General features: G+C 64.1%; 21 protein-coding genes and 1 pseudogene. 14 read left to right on the top strand and 8 right to left on the bottom strand.

The genetic code is table 11. From position 1 onward, the window contains the following. Nucleotides 1–3 precede the first annotated feature (3 nt). From AU252_RS09970 to AU252_RS09950, 5 genes are read left to right on the top strand one after another with little or no spacing between them, the layout of a single operon-like run. Nucleotides 4–984 (top strand): carbohydrate ABC transporter permease, encoded by a 981-nt coding sequence (locus AU252_RS09970; protein ID WP_083510337.1) that lies wholly within the window; start codon nucleotides 4–6, stop codon nucleotides 982–984. Continuing rightward, nucleotides 981–1886, top strand: a complete 906-nt coding sequence (locus AU252_RS09965; protein ID WP_058930578.1) for a carbohydrate ABC transporter permease — start codon at nucleotides 981–983, stop codon at nucleotides 1884–1886. The genes AU252_RS09970 and AU252_RS09965 overlap by 4 nt, the downstream gene beginning before the upstream one ends. Further along, a complete protein-coding gene (locus AU252_RS09960; RefSeq protein ID WP_240484369.1) occupies nucleotides 1883–2737 on the top strand; it encodes a sugar phosphate isomerase/epimerase family protein in 855 nt (284 codons plus the stop codon). The genes AU252_RS09965 and AU252_RS09960 overlap by 4 nt, the downstream gene beginning before the upstream one ends. After that, a complete protein-coding gene (locus AU252_RS09955) occupies nucleotides 2734–3897 on the top strand; it encodes a Gfo/Idh/MocA family protein (protein WP_058930577.1) in 1164 nt (387 codons plus the stop codon). The genes AU252_RS09960 and AU252_RS09955 overlap by 4 nt, the downstream gene beginning before the upstream one ends. Nucleotides 3898–3899: 2 nt before the next feature. Next, the gene (locus tag AU252_RS09950) at nucleotides 3900–4796 is read left to right on the top strand and encodes a sugar phosphate isomerase/epimerase family protein (protein ID WP_058930576.1); all 897 of its coding nucleotides are present in this window, start codon (nucleotides 3900–3902) and stop codon (nucleotides 4794–4796) included. A gap of 388 nt (nucleotides 4797–5184) precedes the next feature. On the opposite strand, the gene AU252_RS24125 is transcribed toward AU252_RS09950, so the two are convergent. From AU252_RS24125 to AU252_RS09935, 3 genes are all read right to left on the bottom strand, one after another. After that, on the bottom strand, nucleotides 5185–5478 hold the full coding sequence (locus AU252_RS24125) for a ParB family protein (protein WP_240484368.1): 294 nt from the start codon (nucleotides 5476–5478) through the stop codon (nucleotides 5185–5187). 258 nt (nucleotides 5479–5736) lie between these two features. Then, nucleotides 5737–6264, bottom strand: a complete 528-nt coding sequence (locus tag AU252_RS24290) for a DUF1016 N-terminal domain-containing protein (RefSeq protein WP_205630663.1) — start codon at nucleotides 6262–6264, stop codon at nucleotides 5737–5739. A gap of 208 nt (nucleotides 6265–6472) precedes the next feature. Next, nucleotides 6473–7522, bottom strand: a complete 1050-nt coding sequence (locus AU252_RS09935; RefSeq protein WP_058930575.1) for a hypothetical protein — start codon at nucleotides 7520–7522, stop codon at nucleotides 6473–6475. 218 nt (nucleotides 7523–7740) lie between these two features. On the opposite strand from AU252_RS09935, the pseudogene AU252_RS09930 reads away from it, so the two are divergent. The 4 genes and pseudogenes from AU252_RS09930 to AU252_RS09915 all read left to right on the top strand — a co-directional run. After that, nucleotides 7741–8157, top strand: a pseudogene (locus AU252_RS09930) (Bug family tripartite tricarboxylate transporter substrate binding protein); the annotation flags it as partial. A 5-nt stretch (nucleotides 8158–8162) separates the two neighbouring features. After that, on the top strand, nucleotides 8163–8693 hold the full coding sequence (locus tag AU252_RS09925) for a tripartite tricarboxylate transporter TctB family protein (protein ID WP_058930574.1): 531 nt from the start codon (nucleotides 8163–8165) through the stop codon (nucleotides 8691–8693). Between the two features lie 9 nt (nucleotides 8694–8702). Then, entirely contained in the window at nucleotides 8703–10232 is a 1530-nt protein-coding gene (locus tag AU252_RS09920; RefSeq protein ID WP_058930573.1) for a tripartite tricarboxylate transporter permease, read from the top strand. Further along, nucleotides 10229–10633, top strand: a complete 405-nt coding sequence (locus tag AU252_RS09915) for a universal stress protein (RefSeq protein ID WP_058930572.1) — start codon at nucleotides 10229–10231, stop codon at nucleotides 10631–10633. Before AU252_RS09920 ends, AU252_RS09915 begins: the two co-directional genes overlap by 4 nt. A gap of 10 nt (nucleotides 10634–10643) precedes the next feature. Here the strand turns inward: AU252_RS09915 and AU252_RS09910 are convergent, their stop codons facing one another. After that, nucleotides 10644–11246 carry a DUF6919 domain-containing protein gene (locus AU252_RS09910; protein ID WP_058930571.1) on the bottom strand — a complete coding sequence of 201 codons (603 nt, stop codon included), beginning with the start codon at nucleotides 11244–11246 and terminating at the stop codon, nucleotides 10644–10646. A gap of 53 nt (nucleotides 11247–11299) precedes the next feature. Further along, the gene (locus AU252_RS09905) at nucleotides 11300–11905 is read right to left on the bottom strand and encodes a hypothetical protein (RefSeq protein ID WP_058932868.1); all 606 of its coding nucleotides are present in this window, start codon (nucleotides 11903–11905) and stop codon (nucleotides 11300–11302) included. Between the two features lie 157 nt (nucleotides 11906–12062). On the opposite strand from AU252_RS09905, the gene AU252_RS09900 reads away from it, so the two are divergent. Further along, entirely contained in the window at nucleotides 12063–12443 is a 381-nt protein-coding gene (locus AU252_RS09900; protein ID WP_058930570.1) for a VOC family protein, read from the top strand. 117 nt (nucleotides 12444–12560) lie between these two features. Here AU252_RS09900 and AU252_RS09895 read toward each other — a convergent pair whose 3' ends face one another. Continuing rightward, nucleotides 12561–12965: a DUF5997 family protein gene (locus AU252_RS09895; RefSeq protein ID WP_058930569.1), complete on the bottom strand. Its 405-nt coding sequence runs from the start codon at nucleotides 12963–12965 to the stop codon at nucleotides 12561–12563. Between the two features lie 134 nt (nucleotides 12966–13099). On the opposite strand from AU252_RS09895, the gene AU252_RS09890 reads away from it, so the two are divergent. Then, complete coding sequence (locus AU252_RS09890; protein WP_058930568.1) at nucleotides 13100–13849, top strand: LysR family transcriptional regulator substrate-binding protein; 750 nt, start codon at nucleotides 13100–13102, stop codon at nucleotides 13847–13849. Nucleotides 13850–13942: 93 nt separating this feature from the next. On the opposite strand, the gene AU252_RS09885 is transcribed toward AU252_RS09890, so the two are convergent. Further along, nucleotides 13943–14278: a hypothetical protein gene (locus tag AU252_RS09885; protein WP_058930567.1), complete on the bottom strand. Its 336-nt coding sequence runs from the start codon at nucleotides 14276–14278 to the stop codon at nucleotides 13943–13945. Nucleotides 14279–14295: 17 nt separating this feature from the next. Next, entirely contained in the window at nucleotides 14296–15006 is a 711-nt protein-coding gene (locus AU252_RS09880) for a GntR family transcriptional regulator (protein WP_058932867.1), read from the bottom strand. 124 nt (nucleotides 15007–15130) lie between these two features. On the opposite strand from AU252_RS09880, the gene AU252_RS09875 reads away from it, so the two are divergent. The 3 genes from AU252_RS09875 (at nucleotide 15131) to AU252_RS09865 (ending at nucleotide 19056) form a co-directional block, all read left to right on the top strand. Continuing rightward, nucleotides 15131–15889: a LamB/YcsF family protein gene (locus tag AU252_RS09875; protein ID WP_058930566.1), complete on the top strand. Its 759-nt coding sequence runs from the start codon at nucleotides 15131–15133 to the stop codon at nucleotides 15887–15889. 64 nt (nucleotides 15890–15953) lie between these two features. Next, nucleotides 15954–17306 (top strand): MFS transporter, encoded by a 1353-nt coding sequence (locus AU252_RS09870; RefSeq protein ID WP_058930565.1) that lies wholly within the window; start codon nucleotides 15954–15956, stop codon nucleotides 17304–17306. A gap of 19 nt (nucleotides 17307–17325) precedes the next feature. Further along, nucleotides 17326–19056, top strand: a complete 1731-nt coding sequence (locus AU252_RS09865; RefSeq protein ID WP_058930564.1) for a carboxyltransferase domain-containing protein — start codon at nucleotides 17326–17328, stop codon at nucleotides 19054–19056. The last annotated feature ends 5 nt before the right edge of the window (nucleotides 19057–19061 follow it).

Here is a 19061-nt window from a genome sequence, read left to right as displayed (position 1 = left end):
CCCATGTCGATCTCCACTGGAAAGAGACTGCGCCCGCAGTTAGACGATCAGCCCGACGTGGCTTCCGCAACGTCCAAAGCCACCCTCAATGGCGGGCGCCGGGGTGTGACCCAGAGAAACCGCCCGCTCTGGCTCCTGGCCCCGGGTGGAATGATGATGCTTCTCATCATCGTTATCCCCCTGCTCATTGGGCTGTACATTGCATTGATCGACCTGGACCAGTACACGCTCCGGCAGTGGATGGCCACACCCTTTGTGGGCCTTGCCAACTTCATTGAGGCGATCACGGAAACGTCGCTGCTCAAAGCGATCTGGCTCAGCGTGTCCTACTCCGTGCTGTCCACGCTACTCACTGTTCCCCTCGGGGTTGCCGCCGCGGCGGCAACACAAAATCACTTCAGAGGGCGTGGAATCGTCCGCTCGCTGTTCCTCATCCCGTACGTCATGCCCGCATTTGTGGTTGCAACAGTGTGGCAAACCATCTTCCAGCCCGACGGAATTCTCAACCAGGTGCTCAACACCCAAGGAACCCTCTGGCTTAACGGGCCCAACAGTTACTGGGCCCTCGTCATCGCCCAAGTATGGTCCGCATGGCCCTTCATCTACCTAATGTCCTTGGCCGGACTGCAATCTGTGGACCATGAAGTCCACGAAGCCGCAGCACTTGATGGTGCCATGTGGTGGAAAAAGCTCCGATACGTCGTCTTCCCATATTTGAGGGGTCCGGTGGCTTTGGCCTGCCTCATAGGGACGCTGCACCACATCAACAACTTCACGCTGCCGTTCGTTCTCTTCGGCGTACCAACACCAATTGATGTTGAAGTTCTCCCCATCCTGACATACGTAACGGCGTTCCAAAGCCTGCGGTTCGGCCTCAGCGCCGCCATGGCCATCGTCTCCCTCGTACTCATCATGATCCCCCTTTTCATCTACCTCCGAGCCGTAAAGCTCGACACCACCGAAGAACCCGGAGGCACGAAATGACACAGCAGCAGCCGGCATCCCCTAGACAGGTCGGGACAAACATGCGCCAGCAGGACGTCACGCGTCTCCTACCAACGCCCGTCCGGACGAGCGTACTCATCCTGATGTGCGCCCTGGTCCTAGGGCCCGTTCTATACATCGTGCTTGCTTCTCTGAACACAGACCTAGGAGTCGCAAGCGGAGAGATAATCCCCAAGCACCTCACCATCGAAAACTACATCAACGTCTGGACCACCGTCGGCCTGGCCAAGGGCATCGGCAACAGTATCCTCATCGCCGGTCCCGTCGCCGTAGTGTCGGCCATACTTTCCGTCGGAACGGCCTACGTTCTGGTGCGGTTTGCCTTCAAAGGACGCCTTTCCGTCCTCCGCGGGCTACTGGGCCTCCAGAGCATCCCGGGAACACTGTTACTACTCCCGGTATTCGTACTCTTCGCTTCCGCAGGCACTTATCTCGGCGTCGTCGTTATCGGCACTCGATGGGGAATGTTCCTTACCTACCTGACCTTCGCACTGCCGTTCTCCACCTGGGTGATGGTCACTTACCTGCGGGGACTTCCGCCAGCACTGGAAGAAGCTGCCCGGATAGACGGAGCAAGCAACCTTGGCGTGTTGTTCCGCATCATCATCCCCCTCAGCTGGCCAGGCATTGTCGTTTCCGGCATCTTTGCCTTCCTACTCGGCTGGAATGACGTGCTCTTTTCCTCCGTTCTGAGCAATCCCGAAACACAGACGGCGGCTGTCGCCCTACATCTCTTCAGCGCGGCACAAGACGGAGGGGCACTCCCCCTCTATGGCCAGATGATGGCCTCAGCCCTCATCTGCGCCAGCCCGGTCATCATCCTGTACCTTGCCTTCCAGCGGTACCTCGTCGGTGGCCTCACCGCAGGAGGCGTTAAGTGACTAAGCAAAAGATCACACCGGAACCATGGATCCTCACCGGCTTTGGAGACGAAATCCACACAGACCCGCGAATTCAGATAGCCGTTCTCAAAGCCCTTGGCGCGAAGCACATCGAGATCCGCAGCGCCTGGGGAACCAACATACTGGACCTCAGCGAACCACAGCTCCACGAACTGCGGTCGCTCATGGACACCAACGGCATCAACGTCTCCGCCGTCGCGTCACCCATCGGAAAAGTCGAGATCGAACTTCCGGTGGAACACGAAGTGGACCGGCTTCGCACTGCTATCCGCGCCGCCGATATCCTGAAGGCCAAATTCATTCGCATCTTCTCGTTCCACTGTGGCGCAGCTACAGGCGAGGCCAGCATTCGCGACGCCGTAATGGAGCGTATGACGGCGCTGGCAACACTCGCAGAGGACGCCGGCGTCGTGCTGCTGCACGAAAACGAGAAAGACATCTACGGCGACAATCCGGCTCGGATCCTGGACATCATGGAAACCGTCGATTCCCCTGCCCTGAAAGTCGCCTGGGATCCGGCCAATTTCGTCCAAGTCGGAATCTCCCCCTTCGATGAGGCCTATGCCCTGCTCCGACCCCACGTCGCCTACCTTCAGATAAAGGATGCACGAGCATCGGACAAGGTGGTGGTTCCCGCAGGCGAAGGCGACGGTGATATCCCACGGACGATCAGCGCCCTCAAAGCTGACGGGTATTCGGGATTCATCTCCGTCGAACCCCATTTGGCCAGCGCCCACCTGCTCGGCGGCTTCTCGGGTCCAGCCGCCTTCGGCGACGCAACCCGCGCCCTGACCAGCATCCTCGCCGACGCTGGAGTCCAGACCGCATGAAACCCATCAGGGTCGCCATAGTCGGATGCGGTGCAATCAGCAAGACCCATGTACGCGCCATCCAGTCTTTCCCAACCGCCACGATCACAGCCCTCGTAGCACCTTCTGGGACCTCATCGAACGACTTGGCAGACAAGATCCAGAATGAGAATTGTCCCCGTCCAGGAACATTCACGACCCTCACCGAAGCGCTGAGGGCAGACAACTTCGACCTCGCCGTGATCACGACGCCCAGCGGCCTGCACGTCGAATTAGGAATGCAAGCACTAAGCGCCGGCAAACATGTTGTCATCGAAAAGCCCGTGGATACTGATTTGTCCCGAGCAAAGAAACTTGAGGCTGCCGCAGTGCAGGCCGCGTCCCGGGGCATAGTGGCATCAGTAATAAGCCAACACCGCTTTGATCCAGCCAGCATGGTCGTGTCCCAAGCCACAAAGCAGGGTAGGTTCGGCAGGCTCGCATCGGCCGTAGCTTCCGTCCCTTGGTGGCGAAGCCAGCGCTACTACGATTCCCAGGAGTGGCGTGGGACATGGGGCACCGACGGCGGCGGTGCCTTCATGAATCAAGGCGTCCACACCGTTGATCTGCTTCTCTCATACTTCGGACGACCGATCGAGATATACGCACGAACAGCCTTGCTCGCCCATGAACGGATAGAAGTAGAAGACACTGCTGTAGCCACCGTCACTTTCGCGAACGGCGCTGTGGCGGTGTTGCATGCCACAACCGCCGCCTACCCCGGCCTCCCGACCCGCATCCAGATCATGGGCTCTCAGGGGTCAGCCGTCATCGAAAACGATCGCCTCGCGTATTTCCACTGTGCAGACGGGACCCCGACAGCACCAGACATGGGACTGTTGGGCGACGAGAACCGTGCAGCAAGGGAACTCGCTGAAGACCACATGATAGGGGCTTCCGGGCAGGACCCAACCGTAGATGCGTCTGGTCACATCCGTCAATACGACGATGTGATTCGCGCCATTAAAAACGGCGGCGAGCCTACCGTGACGGTTAGCGACGCTGTCATGGCTCTGATTACTATCCGCGGAATTTATGTTTCTGCAACCCTCAATCATCCCGTCCTTTACGGGGACATAGCAGCCGGAAAGTACTCCGGCGTAGACGTGCGGCCTGGCGTGCCCGGCCGAGGAAGTATGTGAGCGTGAAGTATTCCGTATTTACGGCGTCCACTCCCGAATGGACGCCGCAAGAAACAGCTACCATGCTGGCAAGGCAGGGGTGGGATGGCGTCGAATGGCGTATCACCGATCAGAAAGAAAATTCCACACCGGGATTCTGGGCGGGCAACAAGTCGACTTGGCCCATGACCCGCTTGGAGGAGAACCTGGAGACCATGGCCTCGGTGACACGCAGCGCCAGCCTGGAATTCTCTGGTCTCGGCAGTTACGTCACCTGCTCCGAGCATGAGGACGTCGAACGCATTCTGGCCGCCACGGCATGCCTGGGCGCCAAGCAAGTACGCATCCTGTCCCAGCCCCTGGGCACGGCTACCTGGGGCGGCCGACCTGCATCTGGCATCCCCGCCCGCAATCTCTTTGAGCAAGCACGACAGGACTTCCAGTGGATCGCTCAGCGGGCTGAACATTACGGCGTTAAAGCACTCCTGGAGCTCCATCAGTGGACCATCGCACCATCAGCATCGGCCGCGCTCCGACTCTTGGACGGACTCAATCCCCGCCACGTCGGCGTAATCCACGACTTGGGCAATCTTGTCATAGAAGGTCAAGAAGACTACTTCGCAACATTCGAGCTTCTCGGTGACTACCTCGCGCACATCCACGTCAAGAACGCAGTATGGAAGCCAATCGACAACCACGATACTGACCTTCCTGGCGTCATCCGCTGGGGCTATGCATGGGCCCCGCTAAAGAAGGGCCAAGCGAGCGTGGAAGACTACTTTACAGCCCTGAACCATTTTGGATATGACGGCTGGGTCACCGTTGAGGATTTCTCCACTGAACTGAGCATTGACCAGCGCACTGCGGACAACCTTGCTTATCTGAAGGCGGTAGCCAAGGCGAGTGTCCAGGCTCACTGAATGAAGCCCCGGCCCGGGCAGGACATTGGTCAGCGTTATTACCCAGCACAGCTATCCGTGCCGTCCGGCACATGCACGGATGCCACGGAACCGGCAAAAGCCATGGGTGGGTAGCGAGCCTGTTTCCATGGCTGCACTTTTGTCCGGCCTATGTGCTCAAGCAGCGGGCCAGCCGGTGTGCGGGGAGGTCTGTGCGAACCTCCTGGCCGAGTTCACGCTGCCCCTCCTCGATCAAAGGGCCAGCAGATCCCGTCTGGCATCCGCGGTCCAGTTCCAAGCGGCCTCACTGAGAAGTGACCGTTCAGGGTTCCTCAAACGAACAGCCTTTGGTCTGAGGCGAAGAATTCTTGTTGCGGACGTAGGGTTCTGCTCAGGCTAGGCCTCGGGGCTATTGAGTCTCGGACTCACGGAACCGTCCAGCCTTAGATTGCGGCCGTGAATTTCCTCGCGGGTTCGCCGGCCGGGGTCGGGTCTGTCCGGCCGGGATCCCGGGCCATTTCCTGCCGCGGTTGTATTTGCGCTGTAACCGCCGAAGTTCCCGCAGGGTGGCAGCTTCGACTAGTTCGGTGATCGAGGCATAGCCTTCGAAGTGGCCGACAGCGTTGAGCGCGGCGCGGATCTGGTCCGTGTCCTCCTCAGTGAAGTACGGCGAAACGGACTTGGTTTTCCTGGGAATCGGCATTCTTCGCTTCCGCACTACGAGGCTTTTTCGCTCGGTCTTTAGCGCGTGCGTTCTGCTGCGGCGCCCGGCAAGCTGATGATACCCGCCGGGTTCGCGTCCTTGCGGAACCACGGATCGTCGTCGGCATAGCCGCCGACGCCATCGCCCATCTCGATCGCGGGCTCTGCGGCCTGGCTGGTGGACGTTGGTGATGCCTGGCGGCCGCCCTGGAGGCGGCTAGGTGTTGCAGCTGTGTAGCGCAGGGAAAGTCCGATTTCGTCAACCTCGAGCTCGATGATGGTGCGGTATTTTAGGGGCGACGATCGGTGCTGCTGCGGCGGTCGGCCCGCTCCTGGGCGGCGTTCTGATCCAAGTGTTCGGGGATTTTGGCTGGCGGATGGTGTTTCTGATAAGCGCCCCGCTGGGCGTGCTGGTGATCGGTGCCGGGATCGTGTTGCTACCCAAAACGCAGTCCGAAGGCAACTGCGCAGCAGGCTGCTGCGCAATTGGCCCATCGGCCCAGGTTCCGGCGAATGTCGTCATGTATTGGATGTTGCGGGCTGAGAGCCCCTTCATGTCTGGGAACTCTGCGCGGAGGTCTTCGGACAGAAGTTTGATGACCTGACTCCCCCACCCCTGTTTCTCCTGCTGTACACGGACGGAATTTCCGATGGACCAGTACAGCTCAACGAGCTGGGTGTTGACGGTTCGCAGTGCCTGAGTGCGCGCGGCGCGGACGCGGTTCTTGAGCTCGCCGAGGAGGTCGGTATAGCCAGCGGGGAGGGCGAGGTCACGGGCGTCAGTCATGCATTCGATCCTATCGATCCAGCCCGGCCCAAACGGCAGTCGAGCGAGCTTGAACCGGGTGTCCAATCGCAGGCGTCCTTGTTCTGCGGGCTTGCCCGCTGGCTTCCAGAGCTGTTGTTCGGCCACTAGATAGTTGCGGCCAAGGCCAGGGATCTCTTCGGGTCGAATTCCCGGCCGCCAATAGTAGAGCTGCAAGTATCCAGGTGTCCTACAGGCTGGGTCCGCGGCGTCCCTGTTCCGGGCCGGTAGTGGGTACGCGGCGTGCAGCCTTAAGCTTGGCTTCCTCAGCGACTTGGTCTTCCTGGGCCTTGCGGATCTGGGCCAGTTTCTCGGCAAAGTCATTCGTGGCGGCAGGCTGCTTCTGCTGTGCAGCGGCCAACCTTTCCTGCCACGACTTCTTGGCTTCCTCGCCAGCAGCCTCGCCGGTGGAGCGCTCTTCCTCCCGGCGTGAGGCAATGTCCTTCAACGCCTCGTTGACGGCTTCCGGAGCATGCTCCGGTTCCGGTGCACCCCTGCGGGCTTCCAGGTTCTCGCGGACCTTCCGGGCCGTAGCAGCAACGTGTTCATCCCGTTCCTGCTCCGGCGTCAGGGTGACGTCCTGGGAACGTTCCTCACGCAACACGTCCACCACGCGCTCTGCCGGCGTCGGCTCGACGGCCACCGTTGCCTGGACCTCGGCAGCCTCGGCCATGAGCTTCGCGTCGTCGGCCGACAGCGGTTCCTTGGCGGTCTGGGCGGAGTATTTGTGCATGGCGGTGACACGTGCGGCCAGCTCGGCACCGGTTCCCTTCTCCATGAACTGGGCAGGCAGGACCGTCGTTTCCGTCTCCGGGATCCGGTAGGTGTCGCGGAAGGTCTTGACCTCCACGGCAAGATCCCGCCACTGCTGCTGCTTTTGCGTGTCCGACGTTATGGGCCCGAGAGCTTCGGCCCATGCCGGCGGTTCTGCGGCCAGCTGGGATCCGAGACGGTTGACCTCCTGGGCCATGAACTCGCGGCGTCCTTCGAGTTCGTTGCGCCATAGTGCCGGGGTGTCCTGGTGGGTGATGACGTCCGCTGGGGCCATCCATGCCGGCAGACCATCCGGTGCCGGGGTGGTGGCAACGGGCGCCGGGAGACGCCGACGGAGCATCTGCTCTGCTTCGATCCGGCGGAGGAGCTGATCGGCTGCCTGGACGCGGGAAGCGTTCTCGTCGCGGCTATAGTTGGTGACCGCGCCGCGTTCGTAGGCTTCATCTGCACGGACGGGCTCAGGCATCAGCTCCCGCAGGGCTTTCTCCTTCTGGAGGCAACCGGCGAGCCAGCGGGCCTTGGCGGCCGCGGAGGGATCGTTGATCGTGTCGTCGGTGCGGAGCTGTTCCTTGGCGCGGGTGATCCGGGCGTCAAGGTCATCGTCGGTGACGTGGCCGTGGAGCCGTGCCTGCCAGGGGGTTTCCTTGGTCTCCTTCAGCCAGTTCCGGGCGAGGTCCCGGCGCTCAGCCCGCCCTGACGGCAGTCCTCGGCAACCAAGTGGAACTGGCTACCATCCAGCTCGGCGAAGCGATGCCGCAGATCAAAGCCGGAAAGGTCACGCCGCTCCTGGTCTTCTCCGAAGACCGGAACAGCTTCCTCCCGGACACGCCGACGGCGAAGGAGTCAGGCTACGACGTCCCAGTTGCCCAGTACCGTGCAGTCGCGGCGCCCAAGGGCACCTCGCAGGCAGCCAAAGACAAGCTGCTCGCCGCCTTCCAGGAGACCTTCAAGTCGGAGGCCTACAAGGAGTTCAACAAAAAGAACTCCCTGACGCCGAAGGAAATCTCGGGTGAAGAAGTAGTCACCGAGTGGAAGAGCTACGCGGCGAAGTACAAGGAACTGGTGGAGAAGTACGACATCAGCCTCAGCGGAACAAAGTGAATCCTATGAAGGACTCACCCGCAGGAACCACAGGCGAAGTTCTCGATGACCTGACCCCCGAACAGCTCGCGGCCCAGTGGGAGGACGAAAAGCCTCCGGCCGCCGGAGCCCTGGCCAACGCGGCCTCGTCGCTGGTGGTCGTGGGGGTGGGCCTCGGTGCCGTGTTCCTTTCCCTGGCGATGGGACTGGGAACTCCTGACAAGCCGCAGCCCGGCCTGTGGCCGTTCATCATCAGCTGCGTCATGGTGGCTCTCGGGCTGTTCCAGCTGATCGCCGGCCGGCACAACCGGGATGCGGAGAAGTTCACCCGCATGTCCAGTGCGCCGCTGACCGGACTGGTGACCCTGGCCGCCATGGTGGCCCTCATGCCGGTCATCGGGTTTGAGCTGCCGGCCCTGGCGCTGTGCCTCATCTGGATGCGCTTCCTGGGCGGCGAAACGTGGCGCTCCACGCTGGTGGTCAGTGCCGCCGTCGTGATTTCCTTCTACGCCATCTTCGTCCTCGCGCTCCAAACCTCCATCCCCCATCTCTTCTAGGAGACCCCCGTGGATTTTCTGAATCCCGTCATCAACGGATTTGCCGTTGTCCTGGAGCCCACCAACCTCCTGTACTGCCTGCTTGGCGTGGTGATCGGCATGCTGATCGGTGTGCTGCCCGGCCTGGGGCCCGCGGCAACCATCGCCATCCTTCTTCCGCTCACGTACAACGTGGAGCCCGTCACCGCGATCATCATGCTGGCCGGTATCTTCTACGGTGCCCAGTACGGCGGCACCATCACCTCGGTCCTCCTGCGGCTGCCTGGCGAAGCGTCCTCCGTGGTCACCGTCTTCGACGGCTACCAGATGGCAAAACAGGGCAAGGCCGGCACGGCGCTGGGCCTGGCGTCCATCGGCTCCTTCATCGGCGGAACCGCCGCTATCATCGGCCTGACCTTCCTCGCGCCCCTCGTGGCGAGCTTCGCGCTGGACTTCGGTGCGCCCGAATACACCGCCCTGGCGATGCTCGGCATCCTCCTGGTGGCCACCATCAGCAGCGGATCGAAAGCCAAAGCGCTCATCGCCGCGGCCCTTGGACTCCTGCTCGCCACCGTTGGCCGGGACATCTTCACCGGCGAAAGCCGCTTCACGTTCGGCAGCCTGCAACTGGCCGACGGCATCGACTTTGTGCCGATCGCCATGGGCATCTTTGGCCTCGGCGAGATCCTCTACAACCTGGAGGAACGGCATCGGGCCGCCAAAGCGCCGTCGAAAGTCACCAACGTCTGGCCCTCCCGCCAGGACCTCAAGCAGGCTTCCGGCGCCATCGGCCGGGGATCCGTCCTGGGTTTCTTCCTCGGGATCTTGCCCGGCGGCGGCGCCACGATTGCGTCCATGGCCTCCTACGCCATGGAGAAAAAGCGCGCCAAGCAGCCCGAGCGATTCGGCAAGGGCGCACCCGAAGGTGTGGCCGGGCCGGAAACAGCCAACAACGCTGCCGCCACCTCGTCCTTCATTCCGCTGCTGACCCTCGGGATCCCCGCCAACGCCACCATGGCGCTGATGTTCGGCGCGCTGCTGATCCAGGGCGTAACCCCCGGCCCGCAGCTGGTGGAACAGAACCCGGAGCTGTTCTGGGGTGTGGTGAACTCCATGTACATCGGCAACATCCTGCTGCTGATCATGAGCCTGCCGCTGGTGGGAATCTTCGTGAAGATCCTCCGCGTCCGGGCCGCCATCCTGGCGCCCGTCACGGCCCTGATCACACTCTTGGGTGCCTACACCATTAACAACAGCATGTTCGATGTCACCCTGGTGGTTGTCTTCGGCATCGTGGGCTACCTCATGAAAAAGTTCGGTTTCGAACCTGGTCCACTGGTACTGGCCTTTGTGCTCGGTGAACTGCTCGAAAGCTCGATGCGCCGCTCGCTGCTGGTCTTCGGCGGCGATCCCATGGGCTTCTTTGGCCGCCCGATTTCGGCCACGCTGCTGCTGGTCTTTGTCCTGGTAGCGGTGCTCCCGGCCATCCGCGGTGCCATTGCCAAGCGCAAGTCCCTGGCCACCCCGGCCGTCATGCCTGAGATCAAGGAGAAAGTATGAGCATCGTCGTCGGATTCGTTCCAACACCCGCAGGAGAAGCCGCACTGACGGCAGGAATCGCCGAAGCAAAGCTCCGCAACGAGGACCTGGTGATCGTCAACTCGGCGAGGGAAGGCGCGTTGGTGGACAAGTCAGTGGCGCCCGACGACGTCCTCGCACAGGCAGCCAGCCGCGCCACCGAAGCCGGCGTGAAGACCACCGTCATCCAGCCGCCGTACCTCAACGATCTTGCCGACGAGTTCCTGGAATTCGCCCGGGAGGCCGATGCGTCCCTGATCGTCATCGGCCTGCGCCACCGAACACAGGTGGGTAAGTTCATCCTGGGCAGCCACGCGCAACGGATCCTGATGCAGGCGGACCGGCCCGTCCTGGCGGTCAAGGCCGGTACTTCGGACACCTAAATGCTTCGGGCTACGGCACCACTGTCAGCGCGGCGAGGACGGCGGGGAGCAGTACGTCATTCCGTCCCCAGACCGGATCCAGGATCTCCACGTACCAGGAGTCGGCGAGCAGGAGCGCCAGTGTTTCATTGGTTTCCTCCGCCCAGTCCAGGATCTGCTCTTCCTGCACCGGAGTCTCGCTGGAGCCGAGGACGGTAACTACCTCGTCGCCGTCGAGCGTTACCGGGATGGCGGCGCTGCTGGCCTCACCGGGGGCGTGCGCCACCGTCACCAGCTCAGTCCGGGTGGAGAGGGCCAGGAGTTCCACGGCCGCCTCTGCGCTGCAGAAGCCGGTCACGTACTGGCGCTGGGCTGATTTCTCGGTCCGCAGGCCGGGCTGGGATTCCTTGGTGAACAGTCCGTTCCTGTTGAGGGCGGCAAGCTCGGTGGCGATCGCTTCTGTTTCGGCGTCGTAGCGGACCGTAAAAGTGGCGGCCTGGTATTCGCTATGGCCCTCCAGCCAGCGCGCCGTCAGTTCCCCGGCCGCTGCAAGGGTGATGGCCTGCCGCCATGCCCCCTTATCCTCCAGGCGCCTGCCGAACTGGTCACGGATTTCCGCTTCTGTGGGTTCCATCCTCGGATGCTACGGCGCCCCGCCGCCGGACTCCAGTGGCGGCGACACAGCAGTTAATGTCCGACGGCGGGAAGTTCCGCAGGGATCCCGGCCGCCCGTTCCGCCGCGGCGAGGGCAAGGCCAAAGCGGACGACGGCGGGAGCGTAGCCCTGGTGCGGCACGGCCCGCAGCTGCTCGGCCTCCCTCATGGCGCGGATCAGCGCGGACGTTTCGGGCAGCCGGACGTCCGTCATGGCGGGGTAGTCGATGCTGCTGGCAGGGTCCAGTTCGTAGCGGCTCCACCGGGCCAGGAGTGCTTCATGTTCAGCCTGCGCCGCGGTGTGGACCGGCCGGTCCTGCCGCAGCTGCCGGCGGCGGTCCTGCCAGGCCAGGATCTGGGGACTGCCCCGGTAGGCGGCCACGCCCGCCCCTGCGCCGAGCGCGGCGAGGACTACGCCGGACCACGGTGACGCGAGTGTGGGAATAAGGATCGCCGGAAGTGCCACGGCAGAGCCCATAAAGACGTCCCAGAACACGGGGTCCGGGGCCCGGACGGCAGGGTCCGGCGTCGAATGCCGGCGGACAGCCAGGACGGTGGCAGCCACCGCGCACACCAGCACCGCACCCCAAAAACTCAGCTGCAACGCTCCAAACAGGACGGATTCTGCGAATGCCGGCACTGCGGCACCTCCCCGCGTCAGGCCCGGCCCAGGATTCCGGGTTGCTCCTTCCATTGCATCCCTTCCGGCCACCGGGGTCAATGGCGGGACCGGCATACGGGCACGGTTGCCGGACTGGAGGTTCCCGCGCCTGCTGCGGGCCGGGTAGCTTGGGACCATGAGACTGAAAATGTGCAGCATCCATGTCCAGGATCCAGCCGCCGCCCACACGTTCTACACCGGGACCCTCGGGTTCGAGACGCTGATGGCGATGCCCGAGTACAACCTCTTCATCATCAAGGATCCGGGCTCCGACGCCGGTTCGGTGGGGTTGCTGCTGGAGCCCAGCGACAACCCGATCGGCGCCAATTACATGAACGCACTGCACGACGCCGGGATCGCGGCCATCACCTTCGGGGTTCCGGATGTGCAGGCCGAGTACGACCGGCTGGTGGCTGCCGGCGTGAAATTCCAGGGCGAGCCGTCAGAGGATCCGTCCGGGATCAGTGCAGTCTTCGACGACGGCTGCGGCAACTTCGTGCAACTGCACCAGGACTGACGTCCCAGGGCTGACTTTCCTCCAGAAACAACGGAGGCCTGTCCGCGGATCCGACCCTTCAAGGTTCGGACCCGCGAACAAGCCTAGGAAAAGCGCAGGTGACTCAGAAAGCGGGGGCTACTCGGCCTGGGCGCGGGCTTTCTTGGCGTCCTTTTTGGCAGCCTCGTCCTTGACGCGCTGGGCTTCGGTGCGGACGGCGGCGTGGGTGGAGCGCTCGGTGACCAGCCAGGCCGGGGGAGCCTGCAGCAGCGCGGTGATTTCCGCCGTCGTCAGCGCTTCCTCAACACCGCTGCGGGCCAGGCCGCTGATGGAGACGTTCAGCTTCTGGGCCACCACCGGGCGGGGGTGCGGGCCGTTACGGCGGAGCTCCACGAGCCACTCCGGCGGGTTGGCCTGCAGTTCGGCGAAATCGGCGCGGCTGATGGTTGAATCCTGGAACTCCTGCGGTGTTGCCGGCAGGTAGATGCCAAGCTTCTTGGCAACGGTGGCCGGCTTCATGGACTGGGAGTTTGCAGAGGTCATGGTTCAAGGGTATCCGGCTGCCTGCCTGAAAGGCACCAACTCAGTACCAGCACTGCGCCATCTCAGCACCACCTCTGTACCAACCCCGCACCGGTTCCGGCATTGCGGGACCGCGCGGGCGGTACTGTGAAGACGTGCCCGCAGACAATGAATCCCCCCAGAACGCCAGCCCCGTCGAATCGCCGGACCAGGAGGCGCCCCGCGTGCTCCGCTTCGCCTATGTGGCCGGCGTGACCCCGGGCAAGTGGATCCGTCGCTGGGAAGAGCGCGTGCTGGACATCCCGCTGGAGTCGTTTATGTCCGACGACGGCGCCCAGCTTTCGGTATTAAGCGACGGTTCCGCGGACCTCAGCTTTGTCCGGCTTCCGGTGGAACGGGAGGGCCTCAACGTGATCCCCCTGTATGAGGAGCAGCCCGTGGTGGTGGCGCCCAAGGGGCACGAGATTTCAGTGTTTGAGGAAGTGGCCCTGGCCGACCTGTCGGCAGAGACTTTCCTGGACGTCGCCGAAATGGGTGGCCCGGAAGCGGCCATGCAGGTGGTGGCGTCAGGTGCGGGGCTGGTGATCCTGCCCATGTCCGTGGCCAGGCACTTCAACGTCAAGGACACCGTTGCCCGCAAGCTGACGGGTGCCCCGGTCACGGAGATCGCACTGGCATGGCCCAGCGATTCCACGGACGACATCATCGAGGAGTTCATCGGGATTGTCCGCGGCCGCACCGCGGCAAGCTCCCGGCAGCCCTCGGCCCAGCAGGAGAAGCCCAAGAAGGAGCCGAAGCCGGACCGGCGCGGCCCCGCGGTCAAGAAACCGAAGGTAGCCCAGCGTTACGCGCCGAATCCGGACAAGGGCCGCGGCAAGGGCTCACGCAAAAAGGGCAAGCGCTAGCTTGTGAGGAACGCGGGGTCACTCCCTGCCCAATAATCCCTGGTTATTGGGCCGGAAGTGACCCCGCGTTGCCTTAACAGAGGCGGCCGGGAACTACGCCGAGCAGGCTTCCGTCAGTGCTGCGACTGACTCAGCCGGCACCTGGTCTCCGGCTTCGGCGATCTGGCCCAGCGGCGTCGTAATTTCCGCGGGCACCCCGGCAGTGTCCGCGGCGGACACCAGCCCGCCCAGCAAAGCCTTGTCCTGAACGCTGACCAGCCCGTCCTCCACCACGGTGCAGACCTGCTTCCTGACCTCGTCCGAGGCTGCGGTGGCCACCTTGGAGGCGGCATCGTTCGCGGTGGTTTCAGCGACTTCCTGGACCGATCCGCAGGCGGAGAGGAGGAGCATCAGGGGGACGGCGGACAGAGCTGCAAGGCGGCGTTTCATTCGTCCAGCCTAACGGCTCAGTCTGTTCCTGCTTCGCCGTGCACTTCGCTCAGGTTGTATTCGGAGCGGTCCAGATACGCCAGAAGCAGGTCAGCAGCACGGTCCAGTTCCCCGGCTTCCAGGGCCAGGCAGATCGCTTCGTTGTCCGGCAGGTAGTGCTGGTAAAACTGCGCGTCCACGGTGGCTTTGTGGAAGAACAGACGCATCTCCGCCAGGACCTGGCCCATGATGCTGTTCAGCCGCGGGCTTCCCGCCATGGCAACAATGGCGCCGTGGAAGTGCTGGTTGGCGGTGCCTAGGGCTTCGTCGTCACTGGCCGCCGCGGCACGCTTGCCTTCCTCGACGGCGGCCCGGACAGCGGCCACGTCCTCCGGGCTGCCTCCGGCGCGCAGGGCGCTGACCTCGATGGCGCGTCGGACGGTATAGACGTCGTGGACATCGCCTGCCTCCAGGCTTGCCACAAAGACGCCGCGGTTGGGATGGCGGACCACCAGGCGTTCGCTGGCAAGTTCAACGAAGGCCTCACGCACCGTGTTGCGGGAGACGCCCAGGTCCTCCGCAATGGTGGATTCAGTGAGCCGCGTTCCGGGAAGCAATGCTCCCTCCGCCAGTTGCAGGCGGAGTTCATCCGCCACCCGCTCAGCCACGGATGGAACTGCCACCCGCAGGCGGCCTGAGGCGGTCCGCGTCGCCGCGTGATTCGCCGGAACGCGGGAAGAGGGGACGATCGGTTCTGAAGAGGCCATACTCGAGAATTTACACGATCGTCACATTGTTGAATCGAAGGATTGTTGAACAATCCGTAAATTTAGTGCATCCTAGTAGGACCACTCAATGAGACGGGGATCACAAATGGCAACGATTGACCTGAACAGCGACGTCGGCGAGTCCTTCGGACGCTGGAGCCTGGGCGATGACCTGGCGATGTTCGGCTCGGTGTCGAGCGCGAACGTGGCCTGCGGATTCCACGCCGGAGATCCCAGCGTCATCCGCAGGACCTGCCGCGAGGCCGCTGCTGCCGGCGTTGTCATCGGCGCCCACGTCGGCTACCGGGACCTCGCCGGTTTCGGCCGCCGTTTTCTGGACATCAGCCCCACGGAACTGGCCGACGACGTGGTGTACCAGATCGGTGCCCTGCAGGCCCTGGCCGCCGTTGAGGGAGCCCGGGTCCAGTATGTGAAGCCGCACGGCGGACTGTACAACGCCATCGTGACGCACACAGCGCAGGCCCAGGCCGTCGTCGACGCCGTGAAATCGGTTGACCCCAACCTACCGATCCTCGGCCTCCCAGGTTCGGAAGTCCTGCGGCTTGCCGAAGCAGCCGGACTGCGCGCCGTGACCGAGGCGTTCGCGGACCGCGCCTACAACCCGGACGGCACCCTGGTGTCGCGCTCCCTCCCGGGAGCAGTGCTTGAGGATCCGGAACAAGTGGCGGAACATGTCCTACGGATGGCCACGGAATCCGCCGTCCGCGCCATTGACGGGACCACCCTCAAAATCCGCGCGGAAAGCATCTGCGTGCATGGTGACTCACCGGGGGCCGTAGCGATGGCCACTGCAGTGAAGTCCGCTCTCGGAGACGCCGGTGTGAGCATCGGCTCCTTCCTCTAGCCCCCCCATCCCATGGCCGCACACCGGCCACCCCGTACCACCCCTCATCCCCCCGGAGGAAACCATGACCAGCACGAACAAGGCCGCAAAGGCCGCGGCAAGGAAGCCGCCGCCCGGCGCGCTCAAGGCGTACGTCGCCAGCCTCACCGGCACTTCGCTTGAGTACTACGACTTCGCCATCTACTCGGTGGCCTCGGCCCTCGTTTTCCCCAAGATCTTCTTCCCTTCGGACGATGAATTCGTGGGGCTCCTCCTGTCCTTCTCGGCGTTCGCCGTTGGCTACCTCGCCCGCCCGATCGGCGGCATCGTGTTCGGCCGGCTCGGCGACAAGGTGGGCCGCAAGTACGTCCTGGTCTTCACCCTGGTGCTGATCGGCGTCGCCACCGTCCTCATCGGTGCGCTGCCTGACTACTCCGCAATCGGGATCTGGGCCCCCATCATCCTGGTGCTCCTGCGCCTGGCCCAGGGCATCGGCGTCGGCGGTGAATGGGGCGGCGCTGTGCTGCTGTCCAGCGAATTCGGCGACCCCAACAAGCGTGGTTTCTGGTCCTCCGCAGCCCAGATCGGGCCGCCCGCCGGCAACCTCATGGCCAACGGCGTACTTGCCATCCTGGCAGCCTCGCTGAGCACCGAAGCGTTCCTCTCCTGGGGCTGGCGCGTAGCCTTCCTGGCCTCGGCCCTCCTGGTGGTCTTCGGCCTGATCATCCGCCTCAAGCTTGAGGAAACCCCGGTCTTCAAGGCCATCGCAGCCCACGGCGACCAGCCGAAGGCGCCGATCAAGGAAGTCTTCACCACCCAGCCCCGTGCGCTGGTCTCCGCTGCCCTGTCCCGCGTCTGCCCGGACGTCCTCTACGCACTGTTCACCGTTTTTGTGGCCGTCTACGCCACCAAGGAACTGGGCATGACCACCGGCAACGTGCTGGCCGCCATCCTCATCGGCTCCTCGTTCCAGCTCTTCCTCATCCCGCTCGCCGGCGCACTCACCGACCGGTTCAACCGCCGCTGGGTTTACGGCATTGCCGCTGCCGCCACCGCCGTCTACATTCCCCTGTTCTTCCTGATGATCGCGGGCAAGTCCGTGGTGATGCTGATCATCGGCGTGGTGATCGGACTGGCCCTGCACGCCTTTATGTACGGCCCGCAGGCAGCCTTCATCACCGAGCAGTTCCCGGCCCGCCTCCGCTACGCCGGCAGCTCCCTGGCCTACACCCTTGCCGGCGTCATCGGCGGCGCTGTGGCTCCGTTGATCTTCACCGCACTTTACGGCGCAGCGTCCGGCGGCTGGTACCTGATCGCCGGGTACATCCTCCTGACGGCCATCATCACGATCGTGGGCATGCGCCTCGGCCGCGACCCGCAGCCGGAAGAGGACCTCCGCCTGCTGCACCGCGACGACTCGCGGGAGAGCCGCGCCTGAGCGGCGCGGCCTGATCCCCATGGAAACAGTCAGCAAGCGCACTGCCGCGGCCCGGGTGCTCGCCGTCAGGCCGGTAGGTACGACGGCGGTGCTCGCCGAGCTCTCCGGGCTCCACGACGTCCTGGCCCTCCAGGCCCTCCTGCTGGAGGAGCCGCTGCCCGGCCAGGTGGACGTCCTGGCCGCCGCCGAAACCGTGATGGTCAAGGCGGATTCACCCGCTGCGGCCCGCCGGATGGCGGCCCGGCTGCTGGCGATGGACCTGACGGTCCAGTCCCACGCCGAAGGCAAACTGGTACGGATTGAGACCGTGTACGACGGCGACGACCTCGCCGAAGTGGGTCGGCTCACCGGGCTGGGTACCGACGGCGTCATCGCCGCCCATACCGGGCAGGTCTGGACGGTGGCGTTCGGCGGCTTCGCGCCGGGCTTCAGCTACATGGTGGGGGAGAACCAAGTGCTTGAAGTCCCGCGCCGGAGTTCGCCCCGGACGGCCGTTCCCGCAGGTTCCGTGGCCCTGGCCGGCAACTATTCGGCCGTGTACCCGCGGAAGTCCCCGGGCGGCTGGCAGCTGATCGGCCGCACCGCGGCCCCCATGTGGGACCTCAGCCGGGAGCAGCCGGCCCTGGCCGCGCCCGGTGACCGCGTGCAGTTCAGTGCGGTCCGCGAGCTCATTGAAGTCGCGGCGCCGCTGGTTGCGTCGGCGGATTCCGAAACCCCGGATTCCGAAACCCCGGGTTCCGGGGAACCGGACGTCCAATCCGGCCTGCTGATCCTGTCGCCGGGGCTCCAGAGCCTGATCCAGGACCTCGGCCGCCCCGGTCACGCCGGGCTCGGCGTGTCCTCAGCCGGGGCACTGGACCGCTCCTCCCTGCGCCGCGCCAACCGGCTCGTGGGCAACGACCCGTCGGCCGCCGTCGTTGAATCCGTTGCCGGCGGGCTCCGCGTGCAGGCCGTGGGGGACCAGGTGCTGGCAGTGGCCGGCGCGCCGTCGGCACTGACTGTAGTGACGCCGTCGGACGTTCCCGACTCAGATGCTGCGGAAGACGAAGCTGACCAGTCCGCGTTTGACCAGTCCGAGCAGGTACGCGAGGTGCCCATGGCCACGGCGTTTGCCTTGCTGGACGGCGAGATCCTGACCATCGGCGCACCCGAGCGCGGCTTCCGCAGCTACCTGGCCATCCGCGGCGGCGCAGCGGTCGATGCGGTGCTGGGGAGCCGGTCCACGGACACCATGTCCGGGATCGGACCTGCACCGCTGGCCGCCGGGCAACTGCTGGCAGCCGGCGCCGCCACGTCCTCCAACGTGGTGGGCAACCCTGAGCTGCAGCCTGACTTCCCGGACACCGGCGTCACGGTCCTGGAGATCGTTCCCGGACCCCGCGATGACTGGTTCGACGCCGCAGCACTGGACTCGCTCTGCGCCCAGGATTGGGCAGTGACGCCCCGCTCGAACCGCGTGGGCATGCGTTTGGACGGCCAGCCGCTCAGCCGAAGCCGGGACGGAGAGCTGCCCAGCGAGGGAACCATGGCCGGCGCGCTCCAGATCCCGCCGGAGGGACAGCCCGTACTCTTCCTGGCCGACCACCCCATCACCGGCGGCTACCCCGTGATCGGCGTGGTGGTTGACCACCAGCTGGACCTGGCCGCCCAGGTTCCCATCGGCGGGTCCATCCGGTTCCGTTGGGCTCCCGGCTACGGGCTGCCCACGAGCTTTTCCCATTCTTCCCCTGACATTTCCCAGACAAAGTGAGCAAC

Source organism: Pseudarthrobacter sulfonivorans (assembly GCF_001484605.1).
Lineage (GTDB): Bacteria > Actinomycetota > Actinomycetes > Actinomycetales > Micrococcaceae > Arthrobacter > Arthrobacter sulfonivorans_A.
Note: the sequence above shows the minus strand (reverse complement) of the source record. Positions and strands in the feature narration are given on the sequence as shown.

Bases quoted from the DNA above. Each gene is read 5' to 3' on its own strand.
- AU252_RS09970 (WP_083510337.1), top strand. From the start codon at position 4: ATGTCGATCTCCACTGGAAAGAGACTGCGCCCGCAGTTAGACGATCAG.
- AU252_RS09965 (WP_058930578.1), top strand. From the start codon at position 981: ATGACACAGCAGCAGCCGGCATCCCCTAGACAGGTCGGGACAAACATG.
- AU252_RS09955 (WP_058930577.1), top strand. From the start codon at position 2,734: ATGAAACCCATCAGGGTCGCCATAGTCGGATGCGGTGCAATCAGCAAG.
- AU252_RS24125 (WP_240484368.1), bottom strand. From the start codon at position 5,478: ATGCCGATTCCCAGGAAAACCAAGTCCGTTTCGCCGTACTTCACTGAG.
- AU252_RS24290 (WP_205630663.1), bottom strand. From the start codon at position 6,264: ATGACTGACGCCCGTGACCTCGCCCTCCCCGCTGGCTATACCGACCTC.
- AU252_RS09935 (WP_058930575.1), bottom strand. From the start codon at position 7,522: ATGCCTGAGCCCGTCCGTGCAGATGAAGCCTACGAACGCGGCGCGGTC.
- AU252_RS09925 (WP_058930574.1), top strand. From the start codon at position 8,163: ATGAAGGACTCACCCGCAGGAACCACAGGCGAAGTTCTCGATGACCTG.
- AU252_RS09915 (WP_058930572.1), top strand. From the start codon at position 10,229: ATGAGCATCGTCGTCGGATTCGTTCCAACACCCGCAGGAGAAGCCGCA.
- AU252_RS09910 (WP_058930571.1), bottom strand. From the start codon at position 11,246: ATGGAACCCACAGAAGCGGAAATCCGTGACCAGTTCGGCAGGCGCCTG.
- AU252_RS09900 (WP_058930570.1), top strand. From the start codon at position 12,063: ATGAGACTGAAAATGTGCAGCATCCATGTCCAGGATCCAGCCGCCGCC.
- AU252_RS09895 (WP_058930569.1), bottom strand. From the start codon at position 12,965: ATGACCTCTGCAAACTCCCAGTCCATGAAGCCGGCCACCGTTGCCAAG.
- AU252_RS09885 (WP_058930567.1), bottom strand. From the start codon at position 14,278: ATGAAACGCCGCCTTGCAGCTCTGTCCGCCGTCCCCCTGATGCTCCTC.
- AU252_RS09875 (WP_058930566.1), top strand. From the start codon at position 15,131: ATGGCAACGATTGACCTGAACAGCGACGTCGGCGAGTCCTTCGGACGC.
- AU252_RS09870 (WP_058930565.1), top strand. From the start codon at position 15,954: ATGACCAGCACGAACAAGGCCGCAAAGGCCGCGGCAAGGAAGCCGCCG.
- AU252_RS09865 (WP_058930564.1), top strand. From the start codon at position 17,326: ATGGAAACAGTCAGCAAGCGCACTGCCGCGGCCCGGGTGCTCGCCGTC.